Source organism: Sphingomonas sp. ERG5 (assembly GCF_000803065.1).
Classification (GTDB): Bacteria; Pseudomonadota; Alphaproteobacteria; order Sphingomonadales; family Sphingomonadaceae; genus Sphingomonas.
In genome coordinates, this window is the sequence record NZ_JSXI01000013.1 from 39,601 (window position 1) to 63,488 (window position 23,888).

Consider the following 23,888-nt stretch of genomic DNA (forward strand, 5'->3'; position numbering starts at 1 on the left):
TCGGCCCCCCATATGGGTCGCCGCGCGGTTAGCATTGGGTTCCCGCAGATGCAAGTTCGACCTTAACTGCATAACGGCTTGCCGCTTGTTGCCGCGACCGATCGTCCGGCCACCAAGTCACGCGCGATCTTGTCTGCGCGCCTGATTGTCTCCGGATCATCGAGTGACCCGGCCATCATCGCATCTTCGAAAGTCTTGGCTTCGCCGGGCGTGCAGAGAATCACTTCGGGCGGCTTGCTGACAGCGGCATGATAATATGTCGTCACCCATTTATTGTCGTCGCCTTCCGACCAGCTTCGTCCCGTGGTCCAGATCGGATCGCGCGCAGTATCGGATTCCGACGCCTTCTTGCCGGCAATCGCCTTTTCGAACGATGCCCAGCACGCCGGCTTGCCCTTTGCTCCACCGCGCCGCTCGCACAGGCAGGCCCGTTCCGCCTTTGCCGTCAGTGCGGCGATCTCGCTGTCCGATGTCCGTGTATTGATGCCGCAGCTGCTCATCAGAACCGCGAACGGCAGCGTCAGGCCAATCTTCGCGATCATGGCGCGCCGAATATGCATGTCTGGAGCCTCCCCGTTTCTGGCCCGTTTCCGGTGAGCATGACAATTGTCCTCCGGGTCATCAAGCGGGCGCGGAGTTGTCCCGGTCGTCGACACCGGGACAGCGAATTGATGCCGCATTTCATCAAAGTGTAACAAACTCTTAACCATCTGTTGGTGTCTGGCGGATCATAGGGCGGGGCATGAACCGACCGCATCTCCTCGCCCCGCAGCTCCCATTTTTCCGGCTGTTCTCCGGGCCCCTTGCGCGCCTGTCCGCCCGGTGGCGGGGGGCATCCGGCAGCATCCGGTCGCAGCTGCGCCGGATCGTCTGGGCGTTGCTGGCGATCCAGGCGCTGTTGGCGCTGGCGTTGCTCGGGACGACCTTCGGGACGAGCGCCGGGGTGCGCGCGCTGATTCTCGACCGGCTTTATCCGATCAGCGAGTTGCAACGCGTCAACAGTTCCTATGCCACGGCGCTGCTTACCGCGCATAAGGTGCAAAGCGGCAATCTATCGGCGGCCGGCGCGATCGGCGCGATCGAGGCGGCACGCGCCGATATCCGGACCAGCTGGCAATCCTTTCGCGACCGTCCGCTCGATGCGCGCCATGCCGACAAGATCGCCCGGGTCGAAAGCGCGCGGGTCGGCGCGGATATCGCCATCGACCGGTTGCTGCGGATGTTGCGTGGCAATCGTCTCGATCAACTCGATTTCTTCGTCAGCGGCGCGCTGTATGCCGCGATCGATCCGATGACGGTCGAAAGCGATTCGTTGATCACGCAGTTGCGCGAGGACGCGTTGCGTGAGCGCGCCGCGCTCGAACGTGGCTTCGCCCTGGCTTATGTCATTGTCGCACTGGTCACGATCCTGGCGGCGCTGGTCGCCTTATGGGGTATGCGCATGCTCAAGCGCCGGGTCGAGGCGCCGCTGGCGCAGATCGCGGCCGCCACGCGTGAGATCACGCTCGACCGCGATGATACCGAGATCCCCGGCCTCGAGCGTGCCGACGAGATTGGCGAGATCGCCCGCGCGCTCGGTTTCGCGCGCACCCGCTCGGGCGAGGCGCGCCGGCTGAGCGAAGAATCGCGGCGCAGTGCGGATGCGCTCCACCGGGCGCAGACCGCCGACCATGCCGCTCGCGCCAAACGTGCCGCGCTGCTCGAGACATTGTTTACGGCCTTTGAGCAGCAGGCGGGGGCAGTGGTCAGCCAGCTTGCCTCGGCCGGCCCCGCCCTGCGCGAAACAGCGGCTCTGTTGTCGGGCGAGGCGGGGACGACCGAGCATCATGCACTCGCCACCGCCGCGCTCGCCGAACAAAGCGCGACGAGCGCGCGAACGATTGCGCAATCCGGAGCCGCCCTGGCCGAAGCGATCGAGCATATCAGTGAGGAAGCACAGGAATCGCGGGTCGGGGTCGGCGCGGTGCGGGCGCGGACGATCGCGGGCCGCGAGCATGCCGAATCGCTTGGTGCGCTGGTCAGCGAGATTGCCGATGTCCTGGATCTGATCGCCGACGTTGCGGGCCAGACCAATTTGCTTGCGCTGAACGCCACGATCGAAGCCGCGCGCGCCGGTGATGCGGGGCGCGGTTTCGCGGTCGTGGCCGAGGAAGTGAAGGGGCTGGCACGCCAGACCCAGCTTGCCGCCGGCCGGATCGAGTCGCGCCTCACCGCGGTGCGATCGGCCAGCGATACGGTGCTGGCGACGATCCAGTCAGTCGATGGTCTTGTCGCCGATCTCGATCGTTCGGCGGCGAATGTCGCGGGCGCGGTCGAACAGCAGCGCGACATGACCCGGCGGATCGCGCTGGCGATCGAGGAAGTCGAGGACGGCACGGCGGATGCGGCCGCCAATATGCAGATCCTTCGTGAACGGGCCGAGCGTTCGCGGCGCAGCGCGGAGAATGTCTCCGCCACCGCCGAAGGCGTGGCGGGCGGCGTCGAGGCGCTGCGCGGCCAGATCAATCGCCTCATCGCCGACGTTCGCGCCGCTTGATCTCTGCTTTCGGGGACGCGATGCTTGCCGGCGGAACAGGGCGCGCTTGCTTCGGGACGGTGAGAGGGCTCTTGTCAAACCGCTGCGGTCGGTGAATCGCCTGTCGGTGCGGGCATGCCGGAATGAATCGGTATCAAGGCGGGAGTTGCGAGATGGCGGGCCGAATGGAAAAGATGACCATGTCCGATGGCGCCGAAATCGGCGTCTATCATGCGCATCCCGGTGGCGAACGCCGCGGCGGGCTGGTGCTGGTGCAGGAAATCTTCGGCGTCACCGATCATATCCGCGACGTGGCGGATGAATATGCCGCCGACGGGTATGAAGTCTTCGCGCCCGCGCTGTTCGACCGCGAGCACCCTGGCTTCGAGGCCGACTATAGCGGCGATGGTCTTGCGCGCGGTGTCGAGCTGGCGCGTCAGCTTCACCCATTCGACCTGTCGCTCGCCGATGTGCAGACCTGTGTCGATGCGCTCGCTGCCCGGGGGCCGGTATTCGTGGTCGGTTATTGCTATGGGGGCTCGATCGCCTGGTTCGCCGCGACACGCATGACCAATGTCGCCGCGGCGTCGGGCTATTATGGCAGCCTGATCCCCGGTGCTGCGGGCGAAGTGCCCAGGGTGCCGGTCATCCTGCATTTCGGCCGATATGACAGCGGCATCCCGATGGAGGGCGTCGAGAAGGTCATCGCCGCCGATCATCCCACTGCGACCGTCTATCTTTATGATGCCGGACATGGCTTCAATTCGGACCGGCGCAAGGATTATCATGAACCGAGCGCGGATCTGGCCAGGGAACGGACGCTCGAATTGTTCGAGGCGAACGCACGCTGATGCGGTTCGTGAGCATCCTGTTGTGGCTGCTGGGCGGCATGCTGGCGCTCTATCTGCTCGTCATGGGCGCATTCTATATTTTCCAGCGCGCCTTTTATTATCCGGCGCCGGGCGCGGGATTGACGTTGGCGGACGGTCCGGGGCCGGGCTTTCAGGATATGTCGCTCACCACCAGCGACGGGCTGGTCCTGCGCGCCTTCTACCATCCCGCCCGGCCTGGCCGGCCGACACTGGTCTTCTTCCACGGTAATGGCGGCGACCTGACCGGCAGCGAGATGGCGACGCGCGCCTTTGCCGAGCAGGGCTATGGCGTGCTGCTGCCGGAATATCGTGGGTATGGCGGCAATCCCGGCACCCCGAACGAACAGGATCTCTACCGCGACGGCGCGGCGGGCCTTTACTGGCTGGAGAATAATCGCATGCCGATCGGCGACATCGTGCTGATCGGCAATTCACTCGGATCGGGCATCGCCACCGAACTGGCGAAGCGGAAAAAGGTCGGCGGCCTGATCCTGGTATCGGGTTTCGTCAGCCTGCCGCACGTCGTCGCGCAACATTATCCCTATATCCCGACCTTCCTGGTCCGCGACCGTTACGACAATCGCGCGAAGATCGGCCGGGTCAGCGCACCGATCCTGCTTTATCACGGTACCGCCGACACCGTGGTGCCGGTCAGCAACAGCCGCGTGCTTAAAAAGGCGCAGCCGGCCGCGACTTTCGCGCTCGAACGTGGTGCGGGTCATGACCTGATGTTTTCGCCGGTGGCGACGCGGCGGATATCCGCCTGGCTGCGCGACACCTTCCCGGTACCGCCCCCATCGCCGCCCGGGCCACCACCGCCCGATCCGGGTACATCGCTTGACCGCCACGACGGATCGGTGTCGAACGCTCCATAGCAATAGCGCGGAGCGTGGGGCGATGGACGTCGAACTGGCCGAAGAGCGAGTGCTGGTCGTTCGCGACCGCTTCTCGATGGACCATGCCGAAGGCCGCGCCTGGACCAAGCGGGTCGAAGCGTTCGGCACGATGGCGAAGCTGACCGGTTTCCTGTCGCGGCCGCGCGACGAGGAATTCGAGGTCGTCTATCGCGAGCGGCGGCTGCAGCCCTTCTGGCGCATCGCCTGCACCGCGCTGCATGTCTATGAACGCAACCGCGGTTATCGCGTGACGGTGGCGCCCAATGTCCAGGAAGTGATGCTGGAGGGGACCGTACGCCCTGTCACCGATGGCGGCTTCGCCATTTCCGGGGTCGAGCATTGCCGCGACGAGGCCGAACGGGAATATCTGTTCGATGCGATCCGCGGCACGCCGGATACCGCGCTGGCGGCGCATCTCAAGCATGAAGCGGATGTGTCGGATGCCGCGGCACTGGCGGCGGTGGCCCTGACCGGCACCGTGGTCGTGCCGCCCGAAGCCAAGGCGTCGATGCTGGTGCGCGACGTGCTGGCCGGGGCGATCGTGCGGATCGAGGCCGACCGCGTGCTGGAGGAGAAGCTCTCGCTTCACCTGATCGATCTCTATTACCGCCCGGTCTATGCCTTTCGTTATCGCTGGCAGGGCAAGGAAGCGGTGGTCGAATTCGATGGCGTGACGGGAGACACCCGCATTGGCGGTTCGACCTTCGAACAGCATGTCGGCAAGCTGGTCGACGCCGAATTCCTGATCAATGCCGGGGTCGAGGCGGCGGGGCTGTTCATCCCGGGCGTGCGCCTGGCCGAAATCGTCATCAGCCGGTCGCTCAACGCCAAGCGCGATGGCGTCCAACCGGGCGCCGGCAGCCCGCGCGCGAAACCTTAACCCTCGACTCATCCCCTTATATCTTGTCCCCTTATCTGGAGAATGAAGGATGCTCAGGACTTTGGGCGTGGCCATGGCATTGACGGTCGTATCCGCATCTCCTGCCGCGGCGCGCGCCGATCACGCCGCGCTCGATACGCTGGTCAGGGCGGGCATGGCGGAGACCGGCACCAAGGGTATCGCGATCGCAACGATCGATCATGGCAGGATCGTCTCGGTCGACAGCTGGGGCGTGCGCAATGCCAAGGGCGACCCACTGACGCCCGACACGGTCATGTACGGCGCCTCGCTGACCAAGGCGGTGTTCGGTTATTTCGTCATGCAGCTCGCCGATGAGGGGCGGATCGATCTCGACCGCTCGATCGGCGAGTATCTGCCCAAACCGCTGCCCGATTATACGGGTCCCGGAATCGAGAACAAATATGCGCGGTGGAGTGATCTTGCCGGTGATGAGCGCTGGCGCAAGCTCACCCCGCGCCTTCTGCTCAACCATGCCTCGGGCTTTGCCAATTTCGGCTTTCTGGAACCCGACGGCAAGCTGCGTTTCCATTTCGATCCCGGCACGCGCTACTCCTATTCCGGGGAGGGACTTATCCTGCTGCAATTCGTGCTTGAGCAGGGGCTCGGCATGGACATTGGCGTGGAGATGCAGAAACGCGTGTTCGACAAGGTCGGCGCGGCCAGGACCGGCATGATGTGGCGGCCCGATTTCGCGACCAATCTTGCCGATGGCTGGACCGCGGACGGCAAGGTCGAGCCGCATGACGAACGCAGCAAACCACGTGCGGCGGGATCGATGGACACGACCATCGCCGACCTGGCGAAGATCGTTGCCGCCTATGTCCGGGGCGACGGATTGAAACCCGCGTCGCGCGCCGAACTTGCCCGTCCGCAATTGCCGATCACCACGCGCAGCCAGTTCCCGAACCTGCAACCCGATTTGCCCGTTGCCGAACGCCATCCCGGACTCTCGGCCGGGCTCGGCGTCGTCACGTTTCAGGGGCCGCAAGGACCGGGCTTCTTCAAAACGGGGCACAATGACAGCACCGGCAATATCTGGGTGTGCATCGAGGCAAAACAGCGTTGTGTCGTCATCCTGTCCAACGATGTCCGCGCGGAGGCGCTATTCCCAAGGCTGGTCAAGGCGCTGCTCGGTGACACCGGCACGCCCTGGGCGTGGGAATATGGCGATCTGCCCTGGACCAAGCCGTAGCCGCTCAGGGGCCGGGCCGGAACAATCGGGCATCGATCCGGCGAACACATTGACCCTGTCTCGGTCCGGCGTTAAATGAATAGTGATAACTATAATTTATGACTGAGTCCGGATGATATGACGCACCGGCATCGGCAAGCGAAGGGGAGAGATGGTGATGGTGCGGTTCCTTGCGGCGCTGGCGGTCCTGTTCGCAGTCCTGGCGACTCCGGCCATGGCGAAACCCGCCGGCGACGAAACGCTGATCGTGATTTCGATCGATGGCTTCCGCGCCGACTATCTCGAGCGCGGCCTGTCGCCGACGCTCGCGAAACTCGCCCGGGATGGTGTGCGATCGGTCGGCATGCGTCCGGCCTTTCCGTCGGTCACCTTGCCCAATCATGTGACGCTGATGACGGGCAAAACCCCTGATCATCACGGCGTGATCGACAATCTGATGATGGATCCCGCCATTCCCGGCTGGTTCGGCGGACTCGATCCCAAGGTCGCCGAGGATCCGCGCTGGTGGCAGGGCGCCAAGCCGCTGTGGATCACGGCCGAGGAACAGGGCGTGCGCAGCGCGGACATGTATTGGCCGGGCGCACAGGTTCCGTTTGCCGGTAAATTGCCCAGCATGGGCCGCGCACCGGGAGATCTTTCGGCCGATGCGGAGGTCGATGCCGTGCTGCAATGGCTCGACCGGCCGCCAGGGTCGCGCCCGCGCTTCGTCACGCTCTACTTTCCCGCGGTCGATGACGCCGGACATGCGTTCGGGCCGGACTCGAAGGAAGTGAATGCCGCGATCGTCCAGGTCGATGCCGCTTTGGCCAGGTTGGTTGCGGGGCTCGAGCAGCGCGGCCGCCGGGCATCGACCAACCTCGTCCTGATGGCCGATCACGGCATGGTCGAAATCCCCGCCGGGCAGCAAATCCTGATCGACGATTTCATCGATACGTCGAAACTCGTGGTGACGACCGCGGGCGCCTATATCGGGGTCAATCCGCTACCTGGCCATGAAGCCGAGGTGGAGGCGGTAATGCTGAAGCCGCGCGACCATCTGACGTGCTGGCGCAAGGGTCAGATTCCGGCACATCTCGCTTATGGCAAGCATCCGCGCGTTCCGGCGATCTTCTGCCTGGCGGAGTCCGGCTGGGTGGTGCTGACCAAGCCGATCGCGGCCTATATGACGTCGCATTATGCCAGCGGCTTTCATGGCAATCACGGTTATGATCCGGTGGACCCGACAATGGCTGCCCTGTTCGTCGCCAACGGTCCGGCGTTCCGGCACGGCCTGATGATTCCCGCATTCGACAATATCAATGTCTATCCCATGCTCGCGCGCGTGCTGGGCGTGAAGGGAGAGCCGGGCGACGGCACGCTGGCACTTGCGCGCAAGATCATGGTGCCCGCAGGGCAGCGCAGATGATCGGAGCGGCCAGCGAGAGGCGCAGGCCCTTGCAGGCTCCGACCATGATCGTGCGAGGCATCGTCAACGATCCCCTGAAAGTGACCTGCCCGACCGAAGGCGCCATCGCCGGTGTTGGCCTCGACGCGTCATGAACGGGGCAGGCGTCATGGGCGCGGCGGTTTCGATTCAATGCCGGTCCGGAACATGGGACTGTGACGCCGGGCGGACCATAGGTCCTGCCCGGAATGCTCTTTCTTATTGTCGGTAAATGCTGGACCGTTCACCGCTGCCGCGCCGGTGAAAACGGTTCCTGTTATTCACCTGTTATCGTCCTGTTATTGAATAACAGGTGAATTGCCGTTAAAGCATTGAAAAATATCAAATATTTCCTTCATGAAATCCATCATAACAGGCCGGAAAAAATAAGTGCCCGGTAACAGGAGATAACAGGAGAAAAATGGCGCGTTGTCGCTGCTGATCGTCGTCACTTTGACCGCAAGCGGCGGGATGTCGCATCGTCACGAGCGGCCTATATCGGCATCATGGAAACCGAAACGATCAATTCCGATACGGCATGGGCGGCCTTTTCCGCACGTGACCGTAGCTTTGACGGACGCTTCGTCGTCGCGGTCAGCAGCACCGGCATTTATTGCAAGCCGAGCTGCCCGGCGCGGCATCCGAGGCGAGAGAATGTTCGCTTCTATCGCGATCCGGCTGAGGCGCGCGTGGCGGGCTATCGCGCCTGTCTGCGCTGCAAGCCCGACGAGGTCGGCCGGGACCGCATCGCCGTCGCCCGCGCCGTCGCGCTGATCGAGGCGGCGGAGGACATCATCGCGCTCGATGATCTCGCCGAACAGGTCGGCTATGCGCCGCATCACTTCCACCGCCTGTTCAAGCGCGCCACCGGGGTAACGCCGGCGGCTTACGCCCGCGGCCTGCGCGCGCAACGCGCTGCCCGCGCGCTGACCGAGGAAGCGACCGTGACCGAGGCGATCTATGAAGCGGGCTATTCAGCGCCGAGCCGCTTCTACGAAGGCGGCGCCAAGCGGCTCGGCATGACGCCGAGCGCGTGGAAGCGGGGCGGGGCCGGGGTGACGATCCGCTGGACGGTGGCTGACACCAGCCTTGGCGCGATGCTCGTCGCGGCGACCGACAAGGGGCTGTGCCGCGTATCGTTCGATGAGGGCGAGGCGGCATTGCGCGAGCGCTTTCCTAAGGCCGAGATCGTCCCGGGCGGCGCCGCGCTCGCCGATCTTGCCGCCCGCGTCGTCGCCAGCGTCGAATCGCCCGATCGCGATCAGGACTTGCCGCTCGATGTGCAGGGCACCGCATTCCAGGAAGCAGTGTGGCAGGCGTTGCGCCAGATCCCGGTCGGCGAGACGCGCACTTATACTGAACTGGCGACGATCGCCGGCAATCCGCGCGCGGTGCGTGCGGCGGGAACCGCGTGCGGCGCCAACCAGGTTGCGGTGATCATTCCCTGCCACCGTGCTCAGCGCGCCGACGGCAGCATGGGCGGCTACGCTTACGGCATCGATCGCAAGATCGTGCTGCGCAATCGTGAAGGAGTCGAATGATGACCTATCGCATTTCCGGCCTGCCGCTCGGCGATTTCGCGCATTTGTTCGGGCGTTCGGATGCCGAACTGGTCGAGCAGGGCGCCATTCGCGTTCGCGCCGACCACAAGCCCGGCTATCCGTGCCGGGTCACGCTGGAAGATGCCGAACCGGGTGAGACCGTGCTGTTGCTCAACTATGAAGACCATAAGGCGGCGACACCATTCCGCAGCAGCTATGCGATCTATGTGCGGGAAAGTGCGCTCGCCCCGGCCGAGCTTCATGACAGTCTGCCGGCGGTGTTCGCCGATCGCCGCCTCGCCTTCCGCGCCTTCGACGCGGCGGGCATGTTGCGCGATGCCAATCTCGCGCTGGACGGCGATGCCGATGCGCGGATCCGTGACCTCTTCGTCAATCCCGACATCGCCTATCTTCACGCCCATAATGCTGCCCCCGGATGCTTCGCCGCGAGGATCGACCGCGCCTGACTTCACCCTTGCGCCACTGGCCGGTCGGGCTAGGCTGGCGGCGAGAAGAGGGGATGCCATGCAACCGACGCCGCCGAATACACCGCCGAACAGCTTTGTCTGGCGGATCGTGCACTTTCCGCCGGTTCTGCTGGCGATCGGCATTTCCTTCATTATCGGCGCCATGACGATCTCCGGGCTGGTCAGCCGGGCGTTTCGCCAGACCGGCAATGACTGGCTTGCTGTGCTGCTGGCAATCATCGTGGCCGCGATCTTTGCCGCCTTTTACTGCGCGTTCGTGCGGCTCGTCGAACGGCGCCCCGGCGTGCCGGAGTTCGCGCTGCCGGGCTGGGCGCGTGAGCTTGGTTCGGGACTGCTCGTCGGGCTGGTCCTGTTTTCGATCGTGGTCGGCATCATCGCGGCATTCGGCGGTTATCAGGTGATCGGGACGCATGCCGCCACCGTCCTGCTTCCGTCACTTGCGATCGCGATCACCTCCGGCGTGACGGAGGAGATTGCACTGCGCGGGGTCTTTTTCCGCATCGTGGAATCCTGGCTCGGCAGCTGGATCGCCCTGGTCCTGTCGGCGGCATTGTTCGGCGCGCTGCATCTCAGCAACCCCAATGCGACGTTCTTGGCGGGCTTCGCGATCACGCTCGAAGCCGGGATCATGCTCGCCGCGCTCTATATGCTGACGCGTCGGTTATGGGCTGCGATCGGACTGCACGCGGCATGGAATTTTGCCCAGGGCGGGATCTACGGCATTGCCGTGTCCGGCTTCAGGCAGGATGGCCTGCTCGTACCGCGCATCACCGGCTCCGATCTGCTCACCGGGGGCACTTTTGGTGCCGAGGCGTCATTGCCGGCGGTCATCCTCTGCACTGGGTTCGGCATCGCGTTGCTGGTCATCGCGCATCGGCGCGGACGTTTTGTCGCACCCTTCTGGATGCGCCCGAAGCCGGTTCAGTCCGCTGCCTTGCAGGAATAGACGATCTTCTCATTGGGATAGGGTGGCAGCGCGGCGCGGATCGCCGCCTGCTGTGTCGCCAGGTTCGCGCGCGCCGCGATATCGGAAGAACAGGCCTTGAGCGTCACCTGCGTGCGGATCTTGCGCGCCGCATCCATCTGCGCGGCGGAAAGCAGATAGCGGCTGTTCGAATAGAGCCGCGTCGCCGGGTCGAATTGCAGGATCGAGACGGTCTGTTCCTCGGTCGGCACCAGGATGCGATCCCATTTGCTGCCATTTTCGGCATATTGGGTGCGCGCGTTCATGCAACCTGCGGCGCCCCAGTCGATCGCCACCGGTTCGGTCGACGACACGGTAACCCGGCTGCGTTCGGGAACCGCCGTGCACACCATCTTCCCAAGCGCCGCCTCGCTGTTGACCGCGACCGGCGCCGCTGCCGCTGCCACGGGTTCGGGCAATGTTACCTCGCCGGTCGGGCGAAGCAGGAAGACGATCACCGCCGCGACAAACAAGGTGCCGCCGCCCACCGCGGTCCAGATCGCGGCACGCCGTTCATTGCGCAGTTCGAGCAGGCCCGCACCGCCGACCGCCAGCGCGCCCAGCACCAGCAGCACGGCGGCGATCGCCATGAAATTCTCGCTGCTGCGCTCCGCCTCGGCGCGGGCCTTGACCAGCGCCTGTTCGCGCTCAGCCGATAGCTTGCCCGCCGCATCGAGCTTTGCGTTCTGCGCATCGGCCACCGCGCGGGCATCCGCGTCGCTATCCTGGCGCAGCCGGTCGGCGATGCTCGTGCAGGGGACGCCGACCGCCGCATAGGGCTGTTTCGCTTCGCGCAGGAACGCGGCCAGCTCGGTATCGGCGATGGCGAAGCCGAAGCTCGAATCGCCTTCCTCGCTCTTCGTCAGCGCGGAGTTCACCCCGACCACGCGGCCGCACGGATCGAGCAACGGCCCACCCGAATTGCCCCGCGCAATGCTCGCGGTGTGGAGCAGCACTTCGATATCGGTCAGCGTGCGCCGGCCTGAGAACACGCCTTCCGACCGGACCGGCGAGAGCGGGCGGATGTAATCGGCCGCGGACCGTGCGGTGGCGATATCGACATTGCCGGGATAGCCAAGCGCGGTAACCGAGCCGCCCTCATCGACCGGCCCGGTATATAGCGCGAGCGTCGGCAGGTTCACGCCCTGGAACTCGATCAGCGCCAGGTCGCGCGCCGCATCGAGCGCGATGACCTTGCCCTGATAGGATTTGTCGCCCTCCGACGGGACCACGCCGATCACGACATTGTCGGGATAGCGCGCGGCCAGCTCAACGACATGGGCGTTGGTGACCACGCGGTTGGGCGCCACCGCAAAGCCGCTGCCATGGCCGAAATCGACCACTTTCTCATCGACCACCGCGATCGTCACGACTCGCACCACGCCCCGCGCGGAAGCCGAAATGTCGTCGGCCCGGGCCGGAGCGCTGAGACCGACCAATGCCAGGATGAGAAAAAGCCAGCGCGTCATGTGGTCACCCATAGCGGAAATCAGGTCGGGACGGTGAGCGAAAGGGTCACGGCCGCGACCCTCATACTATAGCGGAACGCCATCTGCGATGTATCCCGGCGCGGCAATAGCCGCCGCGTCGTCGCCTCACTCTTTCTCGCCAGTGTCCGCCTTCCGGGCATGTTCGACCGCCGCATCGAATGCGGTCAGCGCGTCCTGGCCCGACTTGCCGGCAGCAAGGTCGGCGATCAGCCTGGCGGCGGGATTGTCAATCGCGGCATGGGGATCATAGGCCAATGGCGCGAGCGTCTGGCGCGCCGTGGCGCTATCGCCGCTCATAATGTCCTGCCGCGCGACCAGAAGGCGCAATTCGGGGTCCTGCGGTACCAGATAAAAGGCCTTTCGCAGCCCGGTGATCGCGGAAGGCGGTGGCGGCGTGCCCTGATGTTGGAAGCTGAAATAATAGAGCAGCAGCGCCGGCGCGTTGTTGGGATCAACATGATTGGCCTTCACCACCCAGTTTCGCGCCGCCGACCAGGTTTTGGCATCGGCCTTTGCCGCCTCGGCCCGGCGCAACAGGACGCGCGCCTTGTAAAGCAACGCGGGAATCGATTTCGGATCACGTGCCAGCGCGCGGTCGGCCGCCGCTTCCGCCGCCAGCTCCTCGCCCGCGTCATACGCCATTTCCGCAAACCAGGTCTGGACGACGGGGTCGTCGGGATAGCGTGCGGCGACGCTCTTGCCCTGTGCGAAGACCTTCTTCGCTCGTTCACTGTCCACGCCGCGTGCCGATCGCATGCGGGCGTCCATCATCGCGCTCGCCCCTTCGCTGACCGTTTCGATCGTGATCGACGGAACATCGTCCAGCTTGATCAGCTTGCCCGGCAGACGCGACGACAGATATTTCTGCAGATCATGGTCCAGCTGCTTCAGGTCGCCAAATGCCTGGCGTGCCGCGTCGAGGCTCGGTGTGCCGCTGTTGAGCAGTTTGAGATAGGCACTGAATTTGGCCACACGTTCGTCGTTGAACATCACGAAATGCGTCATCAGCCAGCCGCGGGCGTAGACCTCGGCAACCTGGTCCGCGGTCATGCGCTGCTGCGACGATGCGAGCAATTGTTCGATCGACAGCGACTTGCCGGAGAATAGCGATCCGGCGCGGTGATTGGCGGCGTTACCGATCACGACCTCATTGCCCTTGACCGTCGCGGTGGAAACGACCTCGGCATAGCCCTCGCTGAACCAGGACGGATAAGCGGCGGTGAAGTGGCCGAGCAGAAAATGATGGCCATATTCATGATAGAGGATGACGGTTGGCGAAAGCGCGCCCTGCACGATTTCATGGTCGCGAAGGCCAGTGCGCTCTGCGGTACTCAGCGGCGCAAAGGCGACCGACCCTTCCGCGCGCGGGAGATAGAAACCGCCCACTTCGCTTGGCCGGTTGCTATAGAGCGTCCGGATCGCGTCGATGTTTGGCAGGAGGAAGATCGTTACCGGATTGGCCTCGACACCGTCGCGATCGGGGCTGCGACTCAGCGCACGCAGTGCCGCGTCGAGTTGTTCGAGCCGGGTCGCGAAGTCGTGCAGATTGGCGTCGCTGGCCTCGCTGTAAATGACAAAGTGCTTCGACCGCGCCTGGAGCCAGCCGGCCGCCGCTGGTTGTATCAGCAGCATCGCGGCGGCCAGCGCCATCGCTCCCTTGACCATGCCCCTGAACATGCGCGCGATCTCCCCGCCCTCTGTGTGACGAAGCGTCAGCTTACGGGCAAGCGGGATCAAACGAAGCTGTACGGGTCGATGTCGATCGTGACGCGCACCTTGCTTGGCCAGTCGAGCTTGCCCAGCCAGTCGCGGATCACATCCTGCACATCGAGCGCGCGGCGCGCATGGACCAGCAGCCGCTGCCGGTGCCGCCCGCGCAGCATGGCGAGCGGGGCAGGGGCCGGGCCGTATACTTCCATGCCCTCGACGCGCGGGGCGCTGCGGCCGATGAGCAGCGCGATCTCGTGCGCCGCCGCCTTGTCTTCGCTCGACACGACGATGCCGGCGAAGCGGCCGAAGGGCGGGGCGCCCGCTTCGCGGCGAGATTCGGTTTCCGCCTCGTAGAATGCCTCGGCATCGCCGGTGATCAGCGCACGCATCACCGGCGCCGTGGGGCTGTGCGTCTGGATATAGACATGCCCCGGTTTGGCGCCGCGCCCGGCGCGTCCCGACACCTGCATGATCTGCTGGAACGTGCGTTCCGCCGCGCGAAGGTCGCCGCCATTGAGGCCGAGATCGGCGTCAATCACCCCGACCAGGGTCAGGTTGGGGAAGTGATAGCCCTTGGTCACCAGCTGCGTGCCGACCACGATGTCGATATCGTGCGCCTCCATGCGGTGGACGAACTCGGCTGCCTTGGCCGGTGACCAGATCGTGTCGGACGTGACGACCGCGGTCTTCGCGTCGGGAAACAGCGCCGCGACCTCATCGGCGATGCGCTCCACGCCGGGGCCGACCGGGACCAGCGTATCCTCATTCTGGCATTCGGGGCAGGCGCGCGGGACTTGCTCGATATGACCGCAATGATGGCAGGCCAGGCGATGAACGAGCCGGTGCTCGACCATCCAGGCGGTGCAATTGGGACATTGGAAGCGGTGCCCGCAAGTGCGGCACAAGGTCAGCGGCGCAAAGCCGCGCCGGTTGAGGAACAGCAATACCTGTTCGCGCCGCTCCAGCGTCTCCTGCATTGCCTTGAGCAGGCGCGGCGCGATCCAGCGGCCGCGCTCGGGCGGTTCGGCGATCAGGTCGATCGCTTCGATCGCGGGCATCTCCGCCGCTCCCCAGCGGCCGGGCAGCTTCAGTTCGGCATAGCGGCCAAGCGCGACCTGTTGCCGCGTCTCGATCGCCGGCGTGGCCGAAGCGAGGATCACCGGGCACGCCTCGAACAGGCCGCGCATCACCGCGACGTCACGCGCATGATAATGCACGCCCTCTTCCTGCTTGAAGCTTGTCTCATGCGCCTCATCGACCACGATCAGGCCGAGATTGGCATAAGGCAGGAACAGCGCCGATCGCGCGCCGACCGTGACCAGCGCCTGGCCGCTGGAGATGGCGCGCCAGGCGCGGCGGCGCTGCGAACTGCGCAAGCCGGAATGCCAGGCGACCGGTTCGCAACCGAAGCGCGCGGTGAAGCGCTGCAGGAACGGTTCGGTCAGTGCGATCTCGGGCAGCAGGACCAGGGTCTGCCGTCCTTCGCGGATCGCGGCGGCGATGGCCTCGAAATAGACTTCGGTCTTGCCCGAGCCGGTGACGCCGTCGAGCAGGGTCGGCTGGAAGGCTCGCGCGGTGACGTTGGCGACCAGCACTTCGGACGCGGCGCGCTGGTCGGCGGACAGCGCCGGCTGGCCGAACCCGGGGTCGGGCAGGGGATAGGGGCTGTCGATATCGACTTCGACCGCCTCGATCGCGCCGGTCTTGACCAGCCCGCGGATCACCGCGTCGGACACATCGGCGGCGATCGCCAGTTCACGAACCAGGCCCTGACGCTCGCCGATCCGCTCCAGCGCCTGTTCGCGTTGCGGGGTCAGCCGGTCGGGGACCAGGCCGGTCGCGCGATATTCGGTGACGGTGCGCGCGCCCTCCAGCGCGGAGGAGGACGGCATCGCCATCCGCACTACCGAGGCGGGCGGCGCGAGATAATAGCCGGCGGTCCATTCGACCAGCCGCCGCAGCGGATCGGCGAGTGGCGGCACATCGACCACCCCGAGCAGGTTGCGCAGCCGGTTGTCGCCGACCTCCGCGTCCGATGGCATCCGCTCGGGTTCCCAGACCACGCCGAGCAGCTGGCGCGGGCCGAGCGGCGCGATGACGATCGAGCCGGGCTCGACGCTCATGCCATGCGGCACGCGGTAATCCAGCGGGCCGAGAGCGGAATTGAGCACAAGGACGCGGGCGCGGGACGACATAGGGTGCATATGGCTTTTGCCTGCGCTAGTGGGAAGGGACACAATCGCCCCGTTGTCATCCAGGAGTTCCCCGTGTCGTTGCTCGCCCTTTTGCTGTTCGCCCAGAACACCGTCGTTCCCGCTCCCCAGGCCGCGCCCATGTCGGGGGAAAAGCCCGAGCCGGTCTGCGTTCGCCAGGGCGACCTGCCGCCAGTCTTCGCCAAATGGAATCAACTGCCGTCGAAGGACGCGAAGGAAATCACCGTCGGCACGCCGTTCATCGCCAATGCGGTCGATCCGGCGGCGATGAAATGGGCGACCGCCACGCCGTCCACACGTCCGGGCAAATCGGCAGTAGCCTATTTCGCGATTCCCCGCGCCGGCACCTACAAGGTCGGATTGGGCAGCGGCGCGTGGGTCGATGTCGTGTCGCAGGGCAAGGCAATGACCTCGGTCGCGCATGGCCATGGCCCGGTCTGCACCGGCATCCGCAAGATCGTCGATTTCAAGCTCGCCAAGGGCCTGTACGCGCTGCAGCTCGCGGGGATCACCGCGCCCAGCGTCAAGGTGATGATCGTTCCGGCCTGATCGGCGATGCAAGCCGCGATCCTCGCCTGGAGCGATCACCTCGCGCAGAATCGCCGGCGTTCGGCGCATACGGTGCGCGCCTATGTCGCGACGGCGCATCGGCTTGCGGGGTTCCTGGCCGGGCATTGGGGCGAGGCGATTACCGCCGAGCGGCTGGCGCAGACGACCGCCGCCGATTTGCGCGCCTATCTCGCATTTCGTCGCGCCGAAGGGCTGGGCAATGCATCGGCCGCGCGCGAACTGTCGGCGGTGCGCGGGTTCCTGGCTTTTGCCGGCGGGGAAGGGGCCACGCCGCGCCTGAAAGGGCCGCGCGTCAAAAAGGGCATTCCGCGGCCGATCTCGCCGGATGAGGCGGTGTCGCTGGCCGAGGATGTGGCGGAGAATGCGGCCGAGCCGTGGATTGGCGCGCGCGACTGGGCGGTGCTGCTGCTGCTTTACGGCGCGGGGCTGCGCATCGGCGAGGCGGCGGGACTGACCGGCGCGATCCTCCCGCTCGGTGCGACACTGAGCGTCACCGGCAAGCGCGCCAAGACCCGCATCGTGCCGTTGTTGCCGCAAGTGCGTGACGCGATCGATGCCTATGCCGCTTTATGCCCCTGGCCGATCGCGCGCGGCGAGGCGCTGTTCCGTGGCGCCAAGGGCGGCCCGCTCGATCCTGCGCTGATCCGTCGCGCGGTGCAGGCGGCGCGGATGCGGCTTGGCCTGTCCGACCGGACCACGCCGCACGCGTTGCGCCACAGCTTCGCCACGCACTTGCTCGGGCGTGGCGCGGATTTGCGCGCGCTGCAGGAGTTGCTTGGCCATGCCAGTCTCAGTTCGACCCAGATCTACACGGCGGTCGATGCGGCGCATTTGCTCGATGTGTATCGCAATGCCCATCCGCGCGCCGGATAGATATGGATCAATTGACTTGGCATCGTTTTGATCCAGAAACGATTGCATGATCATTGCCGCGCCGCTTCCGCCCGATCTCGCCGCCGATGTCCTGGCGGTGCAGGGAATCGACGGCGTCCGTACGATGCTGGCGGAAGTCTGCAAGATCACCGGCATGGGCTTTGCGGCAGTGGCGCGCGTCACCGACACGCGCTGGATCGCTTGCCAGGTACAGGACGATATCGGCTTTGGCCTGGAGCCCGGCGAGGGGCTGGAGGTTCGCACCACCATTTGCGACGAGATCCGGGATAGCGGGCTTAGCGTCTATATCGACTGTGTGCGTGACGAACCGGCCTGGCGCGCTCATCCCACGCCGATCATGTACGGCTTCCAGAGCTATATCTCGGTGCCGATCATGCGCGCCGATGGCAGTTTTTTCGGTACGCTCTGTGCGATCGATCCGGAACCACGACCGGTCTCGCTGACCAATATGGTGGCGCGGATCGAGCAATTCGCGGCGTCGATCGCTCGCGAGCTGGATGCGACGATCGGCTACGCTGTCTGATTTCCGACCTGTTTCCACCTGTTTTTTCGGTGAATTTTTTCTCTCCTGTCTTTTGACCGGATTCTGCAGAAATAGCGTCGTGTTTTCAACGAGATGATGGCCGTTCACCTGTTATCGAATAACAGGTCAATAACAGGTGACGATACAGGCCGACGGCGCCTGTTCCGATGGGAACGGGCGGGTGAGTCATTCGACAAAAAATCAGTCATGTGAAAGAGCGCGGCGAAACCCGACATGAAACCCGGCAAGGGCTTGTTCGGCGCGAGCTGGCACAATCGGCTCGGGCATTGAATCACTGGCGTCAGGCGCGCGGTCGCCAGGTGATCACCCGGTAGAGATAGAAAACGATAATGCCGACCATCGTCGCTACGGCGGCCGGCCCGATATAGCGGTCGAGCTCATGGAAATTGGCGCCGAGATAATAGCCCGCGCCGGCGAGGATGATGTTCCAGATCGTGCTGCCGGCCGCGGTCCAGATGATGAAGCGCCAATGCGGCATGCACGCCATGCCCGCGGGCAGCGAGATGATCGTGCGGCCCGCCGGCATGAAGCGGACCACGAACACCACCCATTGTCCGTGACGCTGGAAGAAGGCGTGGAGTTTTTCGACATCATGCCATTCCAGCGTCAGCCAGCGACCCCAGCGGTCGACGAAGGGGCGCAGTCGCCGATAGCCGAAACGTCGACCGAGTTCGTACCAGAAATAATTGCCGACGACCGTGCCGGCGGTGCCCCACAGGATCAGCGGCACCATCTCCATCTGTCCGCGCGCGACCGCCATGCCGCCCAGGCCCATGATCACCTCGGACGGGATCGGCGGGAAGACATTCTCGATCACCATCAGCAGGAAGATGCCGATATAGCCGCCCCAGGCGATCATGTTGACGATGATGTCGGTCATTTGTCCCGCTTCTCAACCGTTCATGCCGAGCTTGTCGAAACATATCGGCACGCGCCACCCTTGTCCTTCGACCGGCTCAGGACGAACGGCGGTCGGTAAAAGGTCCGTGGATCAGGCGCGCGCCGCCACCTTCGCCTCGATCGCCGCCCAGATCAGGGCGGCGGTATCGGTGCCGTTGAAGCGGTCGATCGCGACGATGCCGGTGGGCGAAGTGACGTTGATCTCGGTCAGCCATTTGCCGCCGATCACGTCGATGCCGACGAACAGCAAGCCGCGCTTTTTCAGTTCGGGGCCGAGTTCGGCGCAGATCGCCAGTTCGGTCTCGGTCAGTTCGGTCTTCACCGCCGACCCGCCGACCGCGAGGTTGGAGCGGATTTCGCCTGCGCCGGGCAGACGGTTGATCGCGCCCGCGACTTCGCCATCGATCAGTACGATGCGCTTGTCGCCCTGCGCCACATCGGGAAGAAAGGCCTGGATCATGTGCGGCTCGCGCCAGGTCATGTTGAAGACCTCGATCAGCGCCGACAGGTTGGCGCCGTCGCTGCCGACCTTGAAGATCGCCTTGCCGCCATTGCCGTGCAGCGGCTTGACGACGATCTCGCCATGCTTGGCGAGGAACGCGCGCGCTTCATCGAGCGAGCGCGTGACCAATGTCGGCGGCATGAAGTGCGCATAATCGAGCACGAAGACTTTTTCCGGCGCATTGCGCACATTGGCTGGGTCGTTGACGATCAGGGTCTTGTGCGCGATCCGCTCGAGCAAATGGGTGGCGGTGATATAGCCCAGATCGAATGGCGGATCCTGCCGCATCAGCACGACATCGACGTCCTCGCCGAGATCGAGCGAGACGGGTTCGCCGAATTCGAAATGGCTGCCCGCCACGCGCTGCACCGTCACCGGATGGGCTTTGGCCCAGACCCGGCCATCGGCATAATTCAGGTCCTCGGCGGTATAATGAAACAGCCGGTGCCCGCGTGCTTGCCCCGAGAGCATCAGCGCGAAGGTCGAATCCCCCGCGATATTGATGCTGTCGAGTGGATCCATCTGAACGGCGATGCCAAGCGACTTGGGGGCGAGCGACATGAATTTCTCCAACCTAGATGCTTGCGCGATGTAGGGTGGACCTGGGGGAAAGTCACCCGATCCAGGCGTTCTCGATATGGCGCGGGCGCGTGCCCGGTGCGAGCAGGATGACATCGACGCGGATATCGTCGCCGGGGCCGGCATAGCGCGGCATCAGCACTTCCGCCGCCGCTGCGACGCGAGCCAGGCGGTGCTCGTCGATCGCGAAATCGAGCTCGGCGGCGGTGGCGCGCATCTTCACTTCGACAAAGGCGATCAGATTGCCGCGACGCGCGATCAAATCGACCTCGCCCGCTGGCGTGCGCACGCGGCGATCGAGGATGCGCCAGCCCTTGAGGCGAAGCCACCAGCCCGCGAGCCGCTCGCCGCGCCGGCCGGCGGCTTCGGCAACGCGGCGATTTCTCACCCCTTCATCTCCAGCGCCCGGGCGTAAAGCGCCTTGCGATCCACCCCGAGCTTCTTCGCGACCTCGCTGACCGCCTTTGCCATCGGCAGGCGCGTCAACGCTTCGGTCAGCGCGGCCTCGGCATCATCCTGCGATGCCGGTGCCGCCTCGCCCGGCGGGGCGACGACGATGACGATCTCGCCGCGCGGCGGCGCTTCGGCGTAACGCGCAGCAAGTTCGCCGAGCGTGCCGGTTACCGCTTCCTCGAATCGCTTGGTGATTTCGCGCGTTACCGCCGCCTCACGCTCGCCAAGACCCTCGGCCAGCGCGGCCAGCGTCACCGCCAGCCTTGGTCCCGATTCGTACAGCACCAACGTCGCGTGCACCGCCGCCACTTCGGCGATGGCGGTGGCGCGTGCCTGCGCCTTGGGCGGAAGGAAGCCGAGATACAGGAAGCGATCGGTCGGCAGTCCCGCCAGGGTCAGTGCCGCGATCGCCGCGCAAGGGCCGGGCACGGTGACGACATTATGCCCCGCCGCGCGCGCGTCGCGCACCAGTTTATAGCCGGGATCGGAGATCAGCGGGGTGCCCGCGTCGGATACCAGCGCAACCGCTTCCGTCCCCATGCGCGCGATCAGGCCGGGGCGCACGCCTTCGGCATTATGATCATGATAGGGTGTCATTGGGCGTTTGACGCCGATATGACGGAGCAAGACCGCCGTCACACGGCTGTCCTCGACCGCGATTATGGCGGCGTTGGCCAGCACATGCGCGGCACGCGGCGAGAGATCGCCGAGATTGCCGATCGGTGTGGCGACGATATAGAGACCGGGTTCGAGTTCGGCGTTCATTGGGAGTAGTCATGGCAGAGGCAGTATCGATACCGCAACGGGGCGTTTCGCTCTTTCGCGCAGCAATCGTCGCCGGGGCATTGATTCTCAGTGGCTGCCAGACGGTCGTGCCGCGCGGTCCTGTGACCAAGGCGCCGCCCGCGACGCGTCCCGTGACCGACCCCTCGCTGATCGATCCGGGCATTCCAGTCGACACCGCGCGCCACCGCGTCGCGTTGCTGGTGCCGATGACCGGCGGCAATGCCGGCGTCGGCCAGAGCCTCGCCAATGCGACTCAGCTCGCCTTGCTCGATACGAAGAACGAGAAGGTCCGCATCACCACCTATGACACCGCGACCGGCGCCGCCGCGGCCGCGCAGCGGGCGATTGCCGACGGCAACAAACTGATCCTCGGGCCGCTGCTCGGCGAGGACATCCGCGCCATCGCACCGATCGCGCGCCGCGCCGGGGTGCCGGTGGTCAGCTTCTCCAACGATGCCAGCGCGGCGGGCAATGGCGCTTATCTGATGGGCTATGTGCCCGGTCAGTCGATTTCGCGCGTGGTCGATTATGCGCGCGGGCAAGGCGTCGAAAGCTTTGCCGGGTTGGTCCCGAACGGTCTTTACGGCGAACGTGCGTCGACATCGTTCCTGCGTGCGGTCGAGGGGGCCGGCGGCCAGGTCGTCACGTTGCAGACCTATGACCGCGCATCCGGGTCGCTTGCCGCGGCGGTGACCCGCATGGCGCGCAATTCGCCGTATCAGGCCGTGCTGATTGCCGATGGCGGGGCAAGCGCCGCCGCTGCCGTGCCGTTGTTGCGCAAGAATGGTGGCGCGGCGGCGCGCGTGCTGGGTACTGAATTGTGGAACTCGGAAGCCTCGATCGCGGGCAAGGCGTCGCTCCACGGCGCATGGTTCGCCAGCGTGCCCGACAATCTCTACCGCCAATATGCCGCGAAATATCGTGCGCGCTTCGGCGCTGCGCCGTTCCGCCTGTCGAGCCTTGGCTATGACGCGGTGCTGCTGACGGTACGTATCGCGCGCGACTGGCGTGTTGGCGATGCTTTCCCCGAGGCACGGCTGCACGATAGCGGCGGCTTTGCCGGTATCGATGGCGCGTTCCGCTTTGGGCGCGACAATATCGCCGAGCGCGCGCTCGAAGTGCAGGAGATCAGGGGCGGGACGACGGTGGTCGTATCGCCGGCACCGACGGGGTTTGCGGGAAAATAACGGGAGCCGGCCATTTGCGCTGAGCCTGTCGAAGCCCCTGCGCGTGCCCTTCGACAGGCTCAGGGTGAACGGGGGAATCAACCCGCTCGAAACCGCCCTAGCTGTCTTGCCGCAGCAGTACCGGCAGGATGGCATCGAGCAACAACATGCCGGCCTCGGTGATGTGCAGATGGTTGTCGTTGCGCTGCGCCAGCCCCTGATCCTCCAGCCTCGCCAGGGCGCGTTCGTCGATCAGGTCAGTGATGCTGCAGTCGCCGATCGCTGCGATCCGTGCCAGATCGACCCCTTCGCGCAGGCGCAGGCCCATCAACAGCGCTTCCGTCGCGCGCGTGGCCGGGCTGAGCGCTTCCTCGATTTCGATGCCATGCTGGTTGCGCGCCACCGCGGTCATCCAATTCTCCGGCTTCTTGCGCCGTACAGTTGCCAAACCACTGCGCCGCCCATGCGCGCCGGGGCCGATCCCGGCATAATCCTGGTAGCGCCAATAGACGAGATTGTGGCGGCTCTCCGCACCGGGCCGGGCATGGTTGGAGATTTCATAGGCGGGCAGCCCCGCCGAGGCAGTCATCGCGCGGGTCGCCTCGAACAAATCGGCCGCCGCGTCGCCATCGGGGATGACGATCCGACCCGCCGCTGCTTCGGTCGCGAAGCGCGTGCCGGGTTCGATGGTCAGTTGATAGAGCGACAGATGCTCGGTGCCGAAGGACAGCGCGCGGGCCAGCTCGGCTTCCCAATCGGCCAGTCGCTGATCGGGCCGGGCATAGATCAGGTCGAAGCTGACGCGCTCGAACGCGGCCTGCGCGGTCGCCAGCGCCGCCAGTCCCTCGTCCACATCATGCGCGCGGCCGAGAAAGGCGAGCGCTTCATTGTCGAGCGCTTGCAGGCCGAGCGACACGCGGTTCACCCCGACGGCCGCGATGTCGGCGAAACGCGCCGCCTCGACCGATGATGGATTGGCCTCGAGCGTGATTTCGATTCCGTCGGTAAAGCCCCAGCTGTCTTCGGCCGCGCGCAGGATCGCGGCGACGGTTTCGGGCGGCATCAGCGAGGGCGTGCCGCCGCCGAAGAAGATCGAACCAAGCTTGCGCCCCGGAGTCAGCATCGCTTCATGCGCGAGGTCGGCGAGCAAGGCCGCGCGCCACGCCGCCTGATCGACACCGTCGCGGACATGGCTGTTGAAGTCGCAATAGGGGCATTTCGACACGCAGAACGGCCAATGGACGTAGAGCGCCAGATCCTGAGTGATTTCTGCGGGGTTCATGGCGGCG

At 65.2% G+C, this 23,888-nt stretch carries 22 protein-coding genes; 13 read left to right on the forward strand and 9 right to left on the reverse strand.

What is annotated here, in order from left to right; translation table 11 throughout:
- Positions 1-62: 62 nt before the first annotated feature.
- Positions 63-542: a hypothetical protein gene (locus tag OO12_RS03165; RefSeq protein ID WP_034157182.1), complete on the reverse strand. Its 480-nt coding sequence runs from the start codon at positions 540-542 to the stop codon at positions 63-65.
- Between the two features lie 200 nt (positions 543-742).
- Here OO12_RS03165 and OO12_RS03170 point away from each other — a divergent pair, with 200 nt between their 5' ends.
- The 9 genes from OO12_RS03170 (at position 743) to OO12_RS03210 (ending at position 10,774) form a co-directional block, all read left to right on the forward strand.
- A complete protein-coding gene (locus tag OO12_RS03170; RefSeq protein ID WP_034157183.1) occupies positions 743-2,536 on the forward strand; it encodes a methyl-accepting chemotaxis protein in 1,794 nt (597 codons plus the stop codon).
- A gap of 164 nt (positions 2,537-2,700) precedes the next feature.
- Positions 2,701-3,366 carry a dienelactone hydrolase family protein gene (locus tag OO12_RS03175; RefSeq protein ID WP_235364668.1) on the forward strand — a complete coding sequence of 222 codons (666 nt, stop codon included), beginning with the start codon at positions 2,701-2,703 and terminating at the stop codon, positions 3,364-3,366.
- Positions 3,366-4,262, forward strand: coding sequence for an alpha/beta hydrolase (locus tag OO12_RS03180; RefSeq protein ID WP_052215503.1), 897 nt, complete (start codon positions 3,366-3,368; stop codon positions 4,260-4,262). Before OO12_RS03175 ends, OO12_RS03180 begins: the two co-directional genes overlap by 1 nt.
- Before the next feature lie 22 nt (positions 4,263-4,284).
- Positions 4,285-5,163, forward strand: coding sequence for a hypothetical protein (locus OO12_RS03185; protein WP_034157185.1), 879 nt, complete (start codon positions 4,285-4,287; stop codon positions 5,161-5,163).
- Between the two features lie 49 nt (positions 5,164-5,212).
- A complete protein-coding gene (locus OO12_RS03190; RefSeq protein WP_082006314.1) occupies positions 5,213-6,376 on the forward strand; it encodes a serine hydrolase domain-containing protein in 1,164 nt (387 codons plus the stop codon).
- Positions 6,377-6,533: 157 nt separating this feature from the next.
- The gene (locus tag OO12_RS03195) at positions 6,534-7,781 is read left to right on the forward strand and encodes an alkaline phosphatase family protein (protein ID WP_235364669.1); all 1,248 of its coding nucleotides are present in this window, start codon (positions 6,534-6,536) and stop codon (positions 7,779-7,781) included.
- Positions 7,782-8,305: 524 nt separating this feature from the next.
- Entirely contained in the window at positions 8,306-9,340 is a 1,035-nt protein-coding gene (ada, locus tag OO12_RS03200) for a bifunctional DNA-binding transcriptional regulator/O6-methylguanine-DNA methyltransferase Ada (RefSeq protein WP_152616250.1), read from the forward strand.
- Positions 9,340-9,807 carry a DUF1203 domain-containing protein gene (locus OO12_RS03205; protein ID WP_034157284.1) on the forward strand — a complete coding sequence of 156 codons (468 nt, stop codon included), beginning with the start codon at positions 9,340-9,342 and terminating at the stop codon, positions 9,805-9,807. The genes ada and OO12_RS03205 overlap by 1 nt, the downstream gene beginning before the upstream one ends.
- A gap of 58 nt (positions 9,808-9,865) precedes the next feature.
- Positions 9,866-10,774, forward strand: coding sequence for a CPBP family intramembrane glutamic endopeptidase (locus OO12_RS03210; RefSeq protein ID WP_034157188.1), 909 nt, complete (start codon positions 9,866-9,868; stop codon positions 10,772-10,774).
- Here OO12_RS03210 and OO12_RS03215 read toward each other — a convergent pair.
- From OO12_RS03215 to OO12_RS03225, 3 genes are all read right to left on the reverse strand, one after another.
- Positions 10,750-12,261, reverse strand: a complete 1,512-nt coding sequence (locus OO12_RS03215; RefSeq protein ID WP_034157189.1) for a S1C family serine protease — start codon at positions 12,259-12,261, stop codon at positions 10,750-10,752. The genes OO12_RS03210 and OO12_RS03215 overlap by 25 nt on opposite strands.
- A gap of 126 nt (positions 12,262-12,387) precedes the next feature.
- Positions 12,388-13,959, reverse strand: a complete 1,572-nt coding sequence (locus tag OO12_RS03220) for a hypothetical protein (RefSeq protein WP_152616251.1) — start codon at positions 13,957-13,959, stop codon at positions 12,388-12,390.
- Between the two features lie 56 nt (positions 13,960-14,015).
- Positions 14,016-16,187 carry a primosomal protein N' gene (locus OO12_RS03225; RefSeq protein WP_034157190.1) on the reverse strand — a complete coding sequence of 724 codons (2,172 nt, stop codon included), beginning with the start codon at positions 16,185-16,187 and terminating at the stop codon, positions 14,016-14,018.
- A gap of 72 nt (positions 16,188-16,259) precedes the next feature.
- Between OO12_RS03225 and OO12_RS26690 the strand changes: the two genes are divergently transcribed.
- From OO12_RS26690 to OO12_RS03240, 3 genes are read left to right on the forward strand one after another with little or no spacing between them, the layout of a single operon-like run.
- Positions 16,260-16,754: a hypothetical protein gene (locus OO12_RS26690; protein WP_052215506.1), complete on the forward strand. Its 495-nt coding sequence runs from the start codon at positions 16,260-16,262 to the stop codon at positions 16,752-16,754.
- Positions 16,755-16,760: 6 nt separating this feature from the next.
- Entirely contained in the window at positions 16,761-17,648 is an 888-nt protein-coding gene (locus tag OO12_RS03235) for a tyrosine recombinase XerC (RefSeq protein ID WP_034157191.1), read from the forward strand.
- Positions 17,649-17,694: 46 nt separating this feature from the next.
- The gene (locus OO12_RS03240) at positions 17,695-18,192 is read left to right on the forward strand and encodes a GAF domain-containing protein (RefSeq protein WP_034157192.1); all 498 of its coding nucleotides are present in this window, start codon (positions 17,695-17,697) and stop codon (positions 18,190-18,192) included.
- Between the two features lie 301 nt (positions 18,193-18,493).
- Here the strand turns inward: OO12_RS03240 and OO12_RS03245 are convergent, their stop codons facing one another.
- The 4 genes from OO12_RS03245 to rsmI all read right to left on the reverse strand — a co-directional run bounded on the left by OO12_RS03245 (position 18,494) and on the right by rsmI (position 21,412).
- Complete coding sequence (locus OO12_RS03245) at positions 18,494-19,093, reverse strand: DedA family protein (protein WP_034157193.1); 600 nt, start codon at positions 19,091-19,093, stop codon at positions 18,494-18,496.
- A 111-nt stretch (positions 19,094-19,204) separates the two neighbouring features.
- Positions 19,205-20,176, reverse strand: coding sequence for a glutathione synthase (gene gshB / locus OO12_RS03250; RefSeq protein ID WP_034157194.1), 972 nt, complete (start codon positions 20,174-20,176; stop codon positions 19,205-19,207).
- 52 nt (positions 20,177-20,228) lie between these two features.
- The gene (locus OO12_RS03255; RefSeq protein WP_034157195.1) at positions 20,229-20,582 is read right to left on the reverse strand and encodes a YraN family protein; all 354 of its coding nucleotides are present in this window, start codon (positions 20,580-20,582) and stop codon (positions 20,229-20,231) included.
- Positions 20,579-21,412, reverse strand: a complete 834-nt coding sequence (gene rsmI, locus OO12_RS03260; RefSeq protein ID WP_034157196.1) for a 16S rRNA (cytidine(1402)-2'-O)-methyltransferase — start codon at positions 21,410-21,412, stop codon at positions 20,579-20,581. The genes OO12_RS03255 and rsmI overlap by 4 nt, the downstream gene beginning before the upstream one ends.
- A gap of 11 nt (positions 21,413-21,423) precedes the next feature.
- On the opposite strand from rsmI, the gene OO12_RS03265 reads away from it, so the two are divergent.
- The gene (locus OO12_RS03265) at positions 21,424-22,620 is read left to right on the forward strand and encodes a penicillin-binding protein activator (RefSeq protein ID WP_034157197.1); all 1,197 of its coding nucleotides are present in this window, start codon (positions 21,424-21,426) and stop codon (positions 22,618-22,620) included.
- Positions 22,621-22,717: 97 nt separating this feature from the next.
- On the opposite strand, the gene hemW is transcribed toward OO12_RS03265, so the two are convergent.
- Positions 22,718-23,881: a radical SAM family heme chaperone HemW gene (hemW, locus tag OO12_RS03270; protein WP_034157198.1), complete on the reverse strand. Its 1,164-nt coding sequence runs from the start codon at positions 23,879-23,881 to the stop codon at positions 22,718-22,720.
- Between the last annotated feature and the right edge of the window lie 7 nt (positions 23,882-23,888).

What these genes read in the sequence shown, in the direction of transcription:
- OO12_RS03210 (WP_034157188.1), top strand. Translation starts at nt 9,866, where the DNA reads ATGCAACCGACGCCGCCGAATACACCGCCGAACAGCTTTGTCTGGCGG.
- OO12_RS03235 (WP_034157191.1), top strand. Translation starts at nt 16,761, where the DNA reads ATGCAAGCCGCGATCCTCGCCTGGAGCGATCACCTCGCGCAGAATCGC.
- gshB (WP_034157194.1), bottom strand. Translation starts at nt 20,176, where the DNA reads ATGTCGCTCGCCCCCAAGTCGCTTGGCATCGCCGTTCAGATGGATCCA.
- OO12_RS03225 (WP_034157190.1), bottom strand. Translation starts at nt 16,187, where the DNA reads ATGTCGTCCCGCGCCCGCGTCCTTGTGCTCAATTCCGCTCTCGGCCCG.
- OO12_RS03175 (WP_235364668.1), top strand. Translation starts at nt 2,701, where the DNA reads ATGGAAAAGATGACCATGTCCGATGGCGCCGAAATCGGCGTCTATCAT.
- hemW (WP_034157198.1), bottom strand. Translation starts at nt 23,881, where the DNA reads ATGAACCCCGCAGAAATCACTCAGGATCTGGCGCTCTACGTCCATTGG.
- rsmI (WP_034157196.1), bottom strand. Translation starts at nt 21,412, where the DNA reads ATGAACGCCGAACTCGAACCCGGTCTCTATATCGTCGCCACACCGATC.
- OO12_RS03215 (WP_034157189.1), bottom strand. Translation starts at nt 12,261, where the DNA reads ATGACGCGCTGGCTTTTTCTCATCCTGGCATTGGTCGGTCTCAGCGCT.
- OO12_RS03190 (WP_082006314.1), top strand. Translation starts at nt 5,213, where the DNA reads ATGCTCAGGACTTTGGGCGTGGCCATGGCATTGACGGTCGTATCCGCA.
- OO12_RS03185 (WP_034157185.1), top strand. Translation starts at nt 4,285, where the DNA reads ATGGACGTCGAACTGGCCGAAGAGCGAGTGCTGGTCGTTCGCGACCGC.
- OO12_RS03265 (WP_034157197.1), top strand. Translation starts at nt 21,424, where the DNA reads ATGGCAGAGGCAGTATCGATACCGCAACGGGGCGTTTCGCTCTTTCGC.
- ada (WP_152616250.1), top strand. Translation starts at nt 8,306, where the DNA reads ATGGAAACCGAAACGATCAATTCCGATACGGCATGGGCGGCCTTTTCC.
- OO12_RS03180 (WP_052215503.1), top strand. Translation starts at nt 3,366, where the DNA reads ATGCGGTTCGTGAGCATCCTGTTGTGGCTGCTGGGCGGCATGCTGGCG.
- OO12_RS03240 (WP_034157192.1), top strand. Translation starts at nt 17,695, where the DNA reads ATGATCATTGCCGCGCCGCTTCCGCCCGATCTCGCCGCCGATGTCCTG.
- OO12_RS03205 (WP_034157284.1), top strand. Translation starts at nt 9,340, where the DNA reads ATGACCTATCGCATTTCCGGCCTGCCGCTCGGCGATTTCGCGCATTTG.
- OO12_RS03195 (WP_235364669.1), top strand. Translation starts at nt 6,534, where the DNA reads ATGGTGCGGTTCCTTGCGGCGCTGGCGGTCCTGTTCGCAGTCCTGGCG.
- OO12_RS03220 (WP_152616251.1), bottom strand. Translation starts at nt 13,959, where the DNA reads ATGTTCAGGGGCATGGTCAAGGGAGCGATGGCGCTGGCCGCCGCGATG.
- OO12_RS03170 (WP_034157183.1), top strand. Translation starts at nt 743, where the DNA reads ATGAACCGACCGCATCTCCTCGCCCCGCAGCTCCCATTTTTCCGGCTG.
- OO12_RS03245 (WP_034157193.1), bottom strand. Translation starts at nt 19,093, where the DNA reads ATGACCGACATCATCGTCAACATGATCGCCTGGGGCGGCTATATCGGC.
- OO12_RS03165 (WP_034157182.1), bottom strand. Translation starts at nt 542, where the DNA reads ATGATCGCGAAGATTGGCCTGACGCTGCCGTTCGCGGTTCTGATGAGC.